Consider the following 10,983-nt stretch of genomic DNA (forward strand, 5'->3'; position numbering starts at 1 on the left):
GAGACGACAGGGGACGGTGGACGACGTGACGACGGGCGAACCGCTCATCGTGCTGGACGCGGTCAACAAGTGGTTCGGGCCGCTGCACGTGCTGGACGACGTCTCACTGTCGGTGGGTCGGGGCGAGGTGGTCGTGGTGATCGGCCCGTCCGGCTCCGGCAAGTCGACGCTGTGCCGCACGATCAACCGACTGGAACCGATCAACTCGGGCACCATCACCTTCGACGGTCAGCCGCTGCCGGCCGAGGGCAAGCCCCTCGCGAAGCTGCGCAGCGAGGTGGGCATGGTCTTCCAGTCGTTCAACCTCTTCGCGCACAAGACCATCCTGGAGAACGTCACCCTCGGACCGATCAAGGTCCGCAAGGAGAAGCCGACCGCCGCCCGCGAGCGCGGCCTGGCCCTGCTCGACCGGGTCGGCATCGCCAACCAGGCGGACAAGTTCCCGGCCCAGCTCTCCGGCGGCCAGCAGCAGCGGGCGGCCATCGCTCGGGCACTGGCCATGCAGCCCAAGGCGATGCTCTTCGACGAGCCGACCTCGGCGCTGGACCCGGAGATGGTCGGCGAGGTGCTCGACGTGATGACCTCGCTGGCCAGCGACGGCATGACGATGGTCGTGGTGACCCACGAGATGGGCTTCGCCCGGCACGCGGCGAACCGCGTCATCTTCATGGCCGACGGCAAGCTCGTCGAGGACGCGTCCCCGGCCGAGTTCTTCGCGAACCCGCGCAGCGAGCGGGCCAAGGACTTCCTCTCCAAGATCCTCACGCACTAGGCGTCCGTAGTGGAGCGCGCCGTACTCGGTGGGCTCCGTTGAAGAAGGAGAAGAGTATGCGTATCAAGCGCATTGCGGCAGTCGCCGCGGTCGCGGCTCTGGCCGTCACCATGACCGCCTGCGGCGGGGACGAGGGCGGCAGCACCGGCAGCTCGGGCGCCAAGGGCATCGTCGGTAAGGCGGAGAACCAGAAGAAGCTCGTGATCGGCGTCAAGGCCGACCAGCCGGGCCTGGGTCTGCAGACCGGCAGCCAGTACGAGGGCTTCGACATCGAGATTGGCAAGATCATTGCCAAGGGTCTCGGAGTCGACGCGAACAACATCGAGTGGAAGACGACGGTCTCGTCCAACCGGGAGCCGTTCATCCAGCAGGGCACCGTCGACCTGGTGGTGGCGACCTACACCATCAACGACGAGCGCAAGCAGAAGGTGAACTTCGCCGGCCCGTACTTCGTCGCCGGCCAGGACCTGCTTGTCAAGGCCGACTCGACCCTCACCGGCCCGGAAGGACTTGAGGGCAAGAAGGTCTGCTCGGTCTCGGCCTCCACCCCGGCCAAGCGGATCCAGTCGGACTACCCGAAGGCCAAGCTGCAGCAGTTCGATGCGTACTCGAAGTGCCTCCCGCTGCTGGAGAACGGCCAGGTCGACGCGGTCACCACCGATGACATCATTCTCGCCGGGTACGCCGCCCAGTCGCAGTACGCCGGCAAGTTCAAGGTGGTCGGCAAGACCTTCTCCAGCGAGCCGTACGGCATCGGGCTGAAGAAGGACGACAAGGACGGCTGCGAGAAGGTCAACGAGATCCTGAAGGCCGCCGCCACGGACGGCACCTACAAGGCCGCCTGGGACGCCACGCTGGGCAAGAGCGGCAAGGCCGCGCCCGAGCTGGACACCACCAAGCTGACCAACTGCGGCAGCGTCTGACCGGTCCCGGGGGCCGACATCCGATCATGGGTGTCGGCCCCCGGCCCGTGACGACGCCGACGACCTGCCCCTGGGAGCCGTTGCATGCACGTATTCGCTGATCCGACGAACTTCGACGCCTACCTGTCGGGCTTCATCTGGATCCTCAAGCTGACCGGCGCCTCGGCGCTGTTCGCGCTGACGCTCGGCGTGGTGCTCGCCGCCATGCGGGTCTCGCCGGTCCCCGTGCTGCGCGGTTTCGGGACGGCCTGGGTCAACATCTTCCGCAACACGCCACTCACCCTGGTCGTCTTCTTCTGCTACTTCGGGCTGTACTCCAATCTCGGCCTGAGCCTCTCCGACGACCTCGACCTGAATAACTTCTGGCTCGGCGTCGTCGGCCTGTCGGTGTACACGGGCGCGTTCGTCTGCGAGGCGCTACGGTCCGGAGTCAACACGGTGCCTGCCGGGCAGGCCGAGGCGGCTCGAGCCGTCGGCCTCACCTTCGCCCAGACCCTACGGATCGTGGTTCTGCCCCAGGCAACTCGCTCGGTGATCGCGCCGCTGGGCAGCATCCTGATCGCGCTCTGCAAGAACGCCACGATCGTCGGCACGATCGGGTTGATGGAGTCCTCAAACGTGATGAAGCAGCTGATCAATGACAACGGCGACGCGGTCATCATGATCTTCCTGGTCTTCGCCGGCACGTTCGCCGCGTTCCTGATCCCCACCGGCTACGTCTTCGGCTGGCTGGCCAACCGACTGGCGGTGAAGCGCTGATGAGCACCGACTCCGTCCTTTACGACCACCCGGGGCCTCGGGCCCGAATCCGCAACGCGGTGCTGACCGTCGTGTTCGGTGTCGCCCTGGCCGGGCTGCTCTGGTGGATCTACGCGAAGTTCGACGAGGCGGGCCAGTGGGACGGGCAGCTCTGGAAGCCCTTCACCGAGGCCGCCACCTGGACCCAGTTCATCGGGCCCGGTCTACTCGCCACGCTCTGGGCGGCCGCGGTCGGCATGGTGCTCTCGTTGGCGTTCGGCATCATCTTCGCGGTCGGCCGGCTCTCCGAGCGTCGCTGGATCAGCGTTCCGTCGGGTGCCGTGGTCGAGTTCTTCCGCGCCGTCCCACTGCTCATCATGATCTTCTTCATCTTCTATGGCGTGCCATTCGTGATCAAGGGGCCGGTGACCGCCTTCTGGGCCGTCGTGATCGGGCTCACGCTGTACAACGGCTCGGTCCTCGCGGAGGCGTTCCGGGCCGGGATCCGTTCGCTGCCGGGCGGCCAGTCCGAGGCCGCGTACGCCATCGGCATGCGCAAGAGCCAGGTCATGCAGCTGATCCTCGTCCCGCAGGCCGCCCGGGCGATGCTGCCGGTCATCGTCAGCCAGCTCGTGGTGCTGCTCAAGGACACCGCGCTCGGCTACATCGTTGCCTACCCAGAGTTGCTCCAGCGCGGGGTCAACGACCTCGCCGCGAACAACGGCAACATCGTCGCCGCGGCGATCGTGGTGGCCGCGATCTACATCGTGATCAACTCGCTGCTCACCGCCCTGGCCAACTGGCTGGACCGGCGCAGCCGTCAGCGCGGCTTCCGCACCAAGCGGCGGATCGCCACCGGCGCCGCTCCGCTCGACGACTACACCGTCCGTGAGCCGCAGGGCTGACCGGCGACGCTGGGCGGCAGCGTCCAGCAACTGACCGAGCCGTCCGGCTCGTGATTGACTCGGTCTTCTTGATATCGGGGTGCCCCCACGAAGGGGACACCCCGATATTGCTGTTCCTGGGCAGCAGGCCTCTCAGCGGGCGATCTCGGTGACCCGGGACTCGCGGACCACTGTGACCCGGATCTGACCCGGATAGGTCAGCTCCTCCTCGATCTGCTTGGCCACGTCGCGGGCCAGCACGGCCGCCCCGATGTCGTCCACGTCGTCCGGTTTGACCATCACCCGGATCTCCCGGCCGGCCTGCATGGCGAAGACCTTGTCCACGCCGAGCTTGCCGGCCGCGATCTCCTCGATCCGCTCCAGCCGCTTGACGTACGCCTCCAGGCTTTCCCGGCGCGCGCCCGGCCGACCACCCGAGCAGGCGTCGGAAGCCTGGGTGAGCACGGCCTCGATGGTCTGCGGGGGCACCTCGTTGTGGTGCGCCTCGATGGCGTGCACCACGTCCTCGTGCTCGCCGTACTTGCGGGCCAGGTCCGCGCCGATGATGGCGTGGCTGCCCTCCACCTCGTGGGTGAGCGCCTTGCCGATGTCGTGCAGGAACGCCGACCGTTTGATGATCGGCACGTCCAACCGCAGCTCGGCGGCCATGATGCCGGCGATGTGGGCGGTCTCGACCAGGTGCTTGAGCACGTTCTGCCCGTACGAGGTGCGGTAGCGCAGCCGACCGAGCAGGGTCACCAGCTCCGGGTGGATCTCGGTGATGCCGACTTCGACAAGGGCATCCTCGGCGGCCCGGAGGCAGAGCTGCTCCACCTCCTGCCGGGCCAGGTCGTAGACCTCCTCGATCCGGTGCGGGTGGATGCGCCCGTCCAGGACCAGCTTCTCCAGAGTCACCCGACCCACCTCGCGACGAACCGGGTCGAAGCAGGAGAGCAGCACCGCCTCGGGGGTGTCGTCGATGATCAGGTTGACGCCGGTCACCGACTCGAAGGCGCGGATGTTGCGCCCTTCCCGGCCGATGATCCGCCCCTTCATCTCGTCACCGGGGAGGTGCAGGACGCTGACCACGCTCTCCGCGGTCTGCTCGCTGGCGACCCGCTGGATCGCGTCCACCACGATGTGTCTGGCGCGCTGCTCGGCCGTGTTGCGCGCGTCGGACTCGATGTCCCGCACGAGCAGCGCCGCTTCCCGCTTGGCAGACGTCTCGATGGCGTCGACCAGCTCCAGACGCGCGGAGTCGGCGGTGAGCCCGGCGATCCGCTCCAGCTCCCGGCGGCGCAGCTCCTCCGACTCGGTCAGCTCGGCCTCGCGCTGGGCGAGCGCGGCCTCCCGGGCGGCGAGGGCGGCTTTCGCGGCGGTGAGCTGCCGCTCCCGTTCGGCGAACCGCTCCACCTCCTCGGTGTGCATCCGCTCCCGCTCGTCCATCCGAGCTGCCCGACGTTCCACCTCGGCGGCCTGTTCCCGGGTGGTGGCGGCGAGTACGGCGACCTCCCGCTCGCCGCTGCGCCGGGCTGCCGTCCGCAACTGTTCGGCGTCCGCCTCGGCCTGCTTGTGGGCGCGCTCCAGAACGGTGTCCGCCTCGGCCCGGGCGTCGTCGAGGACCCGCCGTGCCTCGGCGCGGGCCGCCTTCGCCTCGGCCTTCGCAGCCGCCGCCTCGGTGCGGGCCGCCGCGGCCGCTGACTTCGCCACGTCGATCGTGCTGTTCGCCTCGTCGGCCGCGGTCCGTAGGGCAGCGAGGGACTGCTCCTGGCGGTCCTTCTCGGCGATGAAGGCGGGATCCTCCGGTGCCGGCGCGGCGCCCATCCGGCGCAGTGTTCGGATGCCGACCAGCACGGCCCCGATCACCACCACCGCGAGGACGAGGACGGCCGCGAGGAGCACGACGTCGAACGCGTTCATGCCGGGACCCCGTCGGGTCTACCGCTGAACCTGTGCCGCCGCCCCGCCATGGCCGCCTCCCCTAACGTCGAGACCGCAGCGACCGTGCCGGGGGCACACTCCTGCGGCTGTGGACGCCCGACCGGAGCGGCTGGCCGTGGGTAGCTTTCTCCGCCGGCGGTGCCCAGGGGGCAGCGTCGGCGGCCGGGTGCAGTTGTCGCAGCGTTCCGGACCGGCCTGTCCGGAACTGCCGCCAAAGGCCGCGGAGTCGGCCAAAGTGATGCTGTTCTGTTACGCGATCTATGTTGTGCGCTTAGCCTGCGCTGGTCGGGCAATGTGAGCCTGTATGGCGAGGCTAGGTCTCCGGGGGTGTTCTGGTCAAGGACTCATGATCAAACCCCCCGAACGGAGAGAAGTTGAACCGTCACCGCGCGCTGATATCTCGGCGGACAGGAGGGGACAAACTCCGCGAGGCGTGCCGAGGCCTTGACGTGTCGGGCCTGCTCAGCGCCGTCCAGCCCGGCTGTCGGACGCGGCCGGCGCCAAGCGAGGTGTGACGGAACCGTCTCACCAGACGTCAGTCGGCTCCGGCCGCCACCGCCGCGACGACCAGTGCCACGTTGCCCCCGGCGGGTGAACCGTCCGGCAGGCACAGGGTGTCCTCGAGCCCGATTCGGGTGTCCAGACCCCGGCGCACCGCCTCGGCGAGGACCGGCCAGGTCGCCGGACCCTCGCCGTGCAGCAGCACCGGCGGCGCGCCCGCCGGCAGCGCGGCGAGAATACGGGAGGCGTCGGCCAACGCGACAGCCACGTCCTCGGCCATGCACTCGACCAGAACCCGCCCGGCCGGCACCCGCCACCGCCGGTACGCCGCGACCGCGTCGAGCGTCCACAGCCCTGCCTCGACGAGCACACCACGCTCGTGCAGGGCGGCCGCGACCGCCTCGGCACCGGGCTCGTGCGCGTTGACCGAGGCGAAGTCGGGCAGCACCGGCCAGGCCCGGACGGCGGCCACGCGGGCAGCCGGATCCGGCGAGATCCAGGCGCCGGTGCTCACCCCGACCGGCAGCCCCGGCCGAGCGGCACGGATCGCGGTCAGCGCGTCGGCGATCACCGCCGGCCGCAGCGACTCGGCACCGGCCTCGTCCCGGGGATGGACATGGACGGCCGCCACGCCGAGCGCCGCGCAACGGGCCGCGTCGGCGGCCAACTCCGCCGCCGTCAGCGGCACGGCCGGATGGGCCTCCCGGCCGTGCCCGCCGTTCAGACATGCCTTCAACATCGGGCCCGCACCTCCATCGGGAGTCGCAGCGGACCGCTCACTCGACCAGACGGTTGTCGCGCTCCAACTCGCCCTCGGCGTCGGCGAGCGCGTCGGCGTCGATCTGCTCGGCGAACTCGGCCGCCTCGGCGCTCTGCGCGGCGAGCGCGTCCTTCACCGCCCGGATGGCCACACCGGGCGGGTAACCCTTGCGGGCCAGCATGCCCACCAGCCGGCGGAAGACCGCATCCGGCTCGCCTCGGGCGGTGCGCAGCTTGCGCTCCACCAGACCACGGGCGGTGTCCGCCTCGGTCTCCTCGTCCAGCTCACCCAGCGCCTCGGTGGCCACCTCGCCGTCCACGCCCTTGCGCCGCAGCTCGTTGGCGAGTGCCCGGCGAGCGAGGCCGCGCCCGGCGTGCCGGCTGGACACCCAGGCCCGGGCGAACGCGGCGTCGTCGATGATGCCGACCTCGTCGTACCGGTCGAGCACCTCGGCCGAGACCTCCTCGGAGATGCCCCGCTTCGCCAACGCCCCGGCCAGCTCGGCCCGGGTGCGGGGCCGGACGGCAAGCTGGCGCAGACAGATCTCGCGGGCCACCTCGGACTCGTCGCGGGGCGTGGGCGTGGGCTCATCCGCCGACGACTCGGCCCGGCGCCCCCGGCGGGGACGCGGCGGATCAGCAGCGTCGCCCGTACGAGGCGGACTGGCATCCCAGCCCCGCCCCGTACGAGCGCGTCGTCCTGCCATGGGTCAGCGACCGGTCAGAAGTCGACCGGCGGCAGCTCCGGGCCACCGGCGGCGTCACCCGCGCCGACCCCGACGCCGAGCTTCTCCAGGATCTTCTTCTCGATCTCGGCGGCCACGTCCGGGTTTTCCTTCAGGAACTCCCGGGCCTTCTCCTTGCCCTGGCCGAGCTGGTCGCCGTCGTACGTGTACCACGCTCCGGACTTGCGGATGATCGCCTGCTCCACGCCGACGTCGATCAGCGAGCCCTCACGCGAGATGCCCTTGCCGTACATGATGTCGAACTCGGCCTGCTTGAACGGCGCGGCGACCTTGTTCTTCACGACCTTGACCCGGGTGCGGTTACCGACCACGTCGGTGCCGTCCTTGAGGCTCTCGATGCGTCGCACGTCGAGCCGGACCGAGGCGTAGAACTTCAGCGCCCGACCACCGGTGGTGGTCTCCGGGCTGCCGAACATGACACCGATCTTTTCCCGCAGCTGGTTGATGAAGATCGCCGTGGTGCCGGTGTTGCTGAGCACACCGGTGATCTTCCGGAGCGCCTGGCTCATCAGCCGGGCCTGGAGGCCCACGTGGCTGTCGCCCATCTCGCCCTCGATCTCGGCGCGTGGCACCAGGGCCGCCACCGAGTCGATCACGATGATGTCCAGAGCGCCGGAGCGGATCAGCATGTCCGCGATCTCCAGCGCCTGCTCGCCGGTGTCCGGCTGGGAGACCAGCATCGCGTCGGTGTCGACGCCGAGGGCCTTCGCGTACTCCGGGTCGAGCGCGTGCTCGGCGTCGATGAAGGCGGCGATGCCGCCGTTGCGCTGGGCGTTGGCCACCGCGTGCAGTGCCACAGTGGTCTTACCGCTGGACTCGGGGCCGTAAATCTCGACCACCCGGCCACGGGGCAGGCCGCCAATGCCGAGGGCCACGTCGAGCGCGATGGAGCCGGTCGGAATGATTGCGGTCTGGACGACCGGCCGGTCACCCAGCCGCATCACCGAGCCCTTGCCAAACTGCTTGTCAATCTGAGCGAGAGCAAGGTCGAGTGCCTTCTCCCGGTCAGGCCCTGCTGCCATGGTTGCCACCCCTGCCTTCGCCGGCGTCTTTGCTGAGCTTCGCGTCACGCGGACACGCTAGGCGCTAGGTCCGACAGAAAACCAGCCGACGGGCCGCGAGCTGTGGACGAGCACCCCGCTGTGGACAATAGCCGAACAGGTGTACGACTCGACAAGCGACACGCGGAACCGGCAAAAAGGCTGCTCAGCGTAGTCGCGCGGGCACCCGGTCGGGGTACGCGGCACAGACCGCCCGCCACACCACGTGCGTCTGCTCCCCCGATGCCAGGGCCTGCTCGATGGTCCGCCCGCCGAGCTGGGACAGCACCTGATCGCGGGCGATGCTGGCCGCGTAGCCGGGCCCGAACGCCTCGTCCAGCCGCGTCCAGAAGTCGGTCAGCCGCACAGTGATCAGCCCTCCTCGTCCGGTGCCCCGGTCGGCACCGGGCGCAACGCTAGCGCCACCAGGGGCGCCGCCGCGACCGCCGCGAGCAGGGTGAGCACGGGATAACCGGCGAACTGCATGACAAACCCGCTGACCACGGCAGCCCCGGCCCCGGCCAACCCCATGATCAGGTCGGACAGCCCCTGGACGCTCGGCCGCACGGCGGCCGCCACCGACTCGGACAGCAGGGTCGAGCCGGCCACCATCGTCCCCGACCAGCCCAACCCGAGCAGAACCAGACCGACCGAGAGCCGAGGCGTGTGGTGCCCGGCGGTGCCGGCGACCGCGCAGGCGGCCAGCAGCAGCCCGACCCCACCGAGGATCACCGCCCGTCGACCGAGCCGGTCGGTGAGCCAACCCACCACCGGGGAGAACGCGTACATGCCGGCGATGTGCAGGCTCAGCACGATGCCGACCAGCCGCAACACGTCGGCGTCGGCGTGCGACTCACCGAGCCGGACCGGAGTCATCGCCATCACCGCCACCATCACCAGGTGACCCACCGCCACGGCGGCGATGCCGAGTCGGGCGGCGGGCTGTCCGCGTACCACCGACCAGGCCGCACGCATCCCGGCGCCGCGCGGCACGCGCACAGTGACCGGCGCGGCGGCCGGCGTCGCGCCGCCACCCGCCGCCGGCGCCTCGGCCGCCACAGCGGTCGCCGTCGCGTCGGCGGCCGGCGGCAGATCGGCGGCCGGCGCGTCGGCCGCCGCGAGCCGCCGCGCCGTGAGCAGCGGGTCGGGCCGGAGCAACCCGAGGAGTACGACGGCAGCCAGCACGAACGCGGCCGCGCTGAACGCGAACGGGCCGGCCAACGGGGGCAACCCCCACCCGGTGGTGACGCGGTCAGCCAGCGCGGCGAAGTTCGGCGCGGCCACCGCACCGATGGTGGTGGCCCAGACGATCAGAGAGAGCTGCCGCCCACGACGGACCGGCTCGGCGAGGTCCACGGCCGTGTAGCGGGCCTGGAGGTTCGCCGCGGTGCCCCCGCCGAAGAGCAGCATGCCGAGGAAGAGCAGCGGCACCCAGTGGGTGGCCGCGGCCAGCACCACCAGCAGGCCACCGACGGCGCCGACCGAGTACGCCAGCACCAGGCCCGGCCGGCGGCCGTGCCGCGCCATGATCCGGGTGACCGGGACGGCGAGCAGCGCGGCACCGACCACCCCGGCGCTCTGCGCGACACCGGCCACCGCGGTCCCGGCGATCCGTGCCGCGAGCAGCGCGCCCACGGAGATGCCGATGGTCACGCCGATCCCGCCGATGATCTGGGTGGTGAAGAGCAGCCGCAGGGTACGCCGCTGGATCGACGCGACGTCGGGTCGGGCTGCGGTACGCGGCGCGGTCAGGTCGGTCGCCATCGGCGCTCCTGTCGAAAGGGGTGGCTCATCCTCGCGCACCCACACCTACCAGCGGCAGTGGGTTTTGCCGACAGCCGAACCGACAGCCGGTTCCCGGCGGGGCGGCGGGCGGCGGGCGGCGGGCGGCGGGCGGCGGGCGGCGGGCGGCGGGCGGCGGGCGGGAAATCGTCCTACCCGCGCGGTTGTGGTGGGTTGGGCGCGGACAGCAGGGGTGCCAGCCGACGGATCCGGGTCAGGGTGCGTGCGGCGACGGCCACACTGACAGCGGCGACCACGCCGAAGATCACCGCGAAGCCCTTGCTGTCGGCGGCGAGCAGAGCGAGCAGGACCAGCCCGAGGCAGATGCCCAGGATGGCCAGCAGCGCTGCCCAGGTGGCTCGCCGCTGCTCGACCAGATAGCGGGGCAGTGCGGCCCGCGTGGCTTCGTCCGCGGGCACGGCGCTGGTGTGCACTGCCTGGCGCAGCGCGTACCCCTCCGGATCGCGCCGGGCGGCCTGCTCGCCCGCGCTCCACCGACTGAAGTACACGGCGGGGCCGACCCAGACGAGGTTGAGCGCACCGGTCAGCACGGCCTCGACCAGCGGCTCCTGCCTGTCGAAGAGCCAGCGCACCGGCAGCCCGATGAGCACCGTCATCGGCACCCAGTAGACGGCCATGAGCTGCAAGCCGGGCGCCCGCTCGAAGAACCGCTTCCATCTCCCGCGGCGTCCGGCGGCCACACCCACCCGACGCTCCCCGTTGTCAACGTCCATCGACACCGGTTACCCAGCCAGTCGATCCGCGACGCACCGTCAATCTTGGACAGTTTCCGTCATCCGGGGGGTCTGTGGATCTAAAGGTGTTTCCGGCCTGACCTGCCAGGCGTTGTGCCTGGTGAGGAGGGTGCCGTGATGACCGCGACACAGAACGATGTGA

The 10,983-nt window shown here is 70.5% G+C and carries 11 protein-coding genes; 4 read left to right on the forward strand and 7 right to left on the reverse strand.

The annotated features are described in order from the left end of the window. Positions 1-16: 16 nt before the first annotated feature. The 4 genes from ACFYPG_RS32310 to ACFYPG_RS32325 all read left to right on the forward strand — a co-directional run bounded on the left by ACFYPG_RS32310 (position 17) and on the right by ACFYPG_RS32325 (position 3,338). Positions 17-772: an amino acid ABC transporter ATP-binding protein gene (locus ACFYPG_RS32310; protein WP_355009927.1), complete on the forward strand. Its 756-nt coding sequence runs from the start codon at positions 17-19 to the stop codon at positions 770-772. A 56-nt stretch (positions 773-828) separates the two neighbouring features. After that, positions 829-1,695, forward strand: a complete 867-nt coding sequence (locus tag ACFYPG_RS32315; protein WP_355009928.1) for a glutamate ABC transporter substrate-binding protein — start codon at positions 829-831, stop codon at positions 1,693-1,695. 84 nt (positions 1,696-1,779) lie between these two features. Next, the gene (locus ACFYPG_RS32320; protein WP_355009929.1) at positions 1,780-2,454 is read left to right on the forward strand and encodes an amino acid ABC transporter permease; all 675 of its coding nucleotides are present in this window, start codon (positions 1,780-1,782) and stop codon (positions 2,452-2,454) included. After that, on the forward strand, positions 2,454-3,338 hold the full coding sequence (locus tag ACFYPG_RS32325; protein WP_355009930.1) for an amino acid ABC transporter permease: 885 nt from the start codon (positions 2,454-2,456) through the stop codon (positions 3,336-3,338). Before ACFYPG_RS32320 ends, ACFYPG_RS32325 begins: the two co-directional genes overlap by 1 nt. A 132-nt stretch (positions 3,339-3,470) precedes the next feature. On the opposite strand, the gene rny is transcribed toward ACFYPG_RS32325, so the two are convergent. From rny to ACFYPG_RS32360, 7 genes are all read right to left on the reverse strand, one after another. After that, positions 3,471-5,237, reverse strand: a complete 1,767-nt coding sequence (gene rny, locus ACFYPG_RS32330) for a ribonuclease Y (RefSeq protein WP_355009931.1) — start codon at positions 5,235-5,237, stop codon at positions 3,471-3,473. 556 nt (positions 5,238-5,793) lie between these two features. After that, entirely contained in the window at positions 5,794-6,498 is a 705-nt protein-coding gene (locus ACFYPG_RS32335) for a 3-keto-5-aminohexanoate cleavage protein (RefSeq protein ID WP_387354995.1), read from the reverse strand. A gap of 37 nt (positions 6,499-6,535) precedes the next feature. After that, positions 6,536-7,225: a regulatory protein RecX gene (locus tag ACFYPG_RS32340; protein WP_387354996.1), complete on the reverse strand. Its 690-nt coding sequence runs from the start codon at positions 7,223-7,225 to the stop codon at positions 6,536-6,538. 14 nt (positions 7,226-7,239) lie between these two features. Beyond that, a complete protein-coding gene (gene recA / locus ACFYPG_RS32345; RefSeq protein WP_007456801.1) occupies positions 7,240-8,286 on the reverse strand; it encodes a recombinase RecA in 1,047 nt (348 codons plus the stop codon). Between the two features lie 184 nt (positions 8,287-8,470). Then, the gene (locus tag ACFYPG_RS32350) at positions 8,471-8,671 is read right to left on the reverse strand and encodes a DUF3046 domain-containing protein (protein ID WP_030489422.1); all 201 of its coding nucleotides are present in this window, start codon (positions 8,669-8,671) and stop codon (positions 8,471-8,473) included. A gap of 5 nt (positions 8,672-8,676) precedes the next feature. Continuing rightward, positions 8,677-10,068, reverse strand: a complete 1,392-nt coding sequence (locus tag ACFYPG_RS32355) for an MFS transporter (RefSeq protein WP_387354997.1) — start codon at positions 10,066-10,068, stop codon at positions 8,677-8,679. A gap of 170 nt (positions 10,069-10,238) precedes the next feature. Then, entirely contained in the window at positions 10,239-10,820 is a 582-nt protein-coding gene (locus ACFYPG_RS32360) for a hypothetical protein (protein ID WP_387354999.1), read from the reverse strand. Positions 10,821-10,983 lie beyond the last annotated feature (163 nt).

Source organism: Micromonospora sp. NPDC005553, from assembly GCF_042871765.1.
GTDB lineage: Bacteria > Actinomycetota > Actinomycetes > Mycobacteriales > Micromonosporaceae > Micromonospora.

Coding starts and splice junctions, on each gene's coding strand:
- ACFYPG_RS32315 (WP_355009928.1), top strand. CDS start 829: ATGCGTATCAAGCGCATTGCGGCAGTCGCCGCGGTCGCGGCTCTGGCC.
- ACFYPG_RS32320 (WP_355009929.1), top strand. CDS start 1,780: ATGCACGTATTCGCTGATCCGACGAACTTCGACGCCTACCTGTCGGGC.
- ACFYPG_RS32325 (WP_355009930.1), top strand. CDS start 2,454: ATGAGCACCGACTCCGTCCTTTACGACCACCCGGGGCCTCGGGCCCGA.
- rny (WP_355009931.1), bottom strand. CDS start 5,237: ATGAACGCGTTCGACGTCGTGCTCCTCGCGGCCGTCCTCGTCCTCGCG.
- ACFYPG_RS32335 (WP_387354995.1), bottom strand. CDS start 6,498: ATGTTGAAGGCATGTCTGAACGGCGGGCACGGCCGGGAGGCCCATCCG.
- ACFYPG_RS32340 (WP_387354996.1), bottom strand. CDS start 7,225: ATGGCAGGACGACGCGCTCGTACGGGGCGGGGCTGGGATGCCAGTCCG.
- recA (WP_007456801.1), bottom strand. CDS start 8,286: ATGGCAGCAGGGCCTGACCGGGAGAAGGCACTCGACCTTGCTCTCGCT.
- ACFYPG_RS32355 (WP_387354997.1), bottom strand. CDS start 10,068: ATGGCGACCGACCTGACCGCGCCGCGTACCGCAGCCCGACCCGACGTC.
- ACFYPG_RS32360 (WP_387354999.1), bottom strand. CDS start 10,820: ATGGACGTTGACAACGGGGAGCGTCGGGTGGGTGTGGCCGCCGGACGC.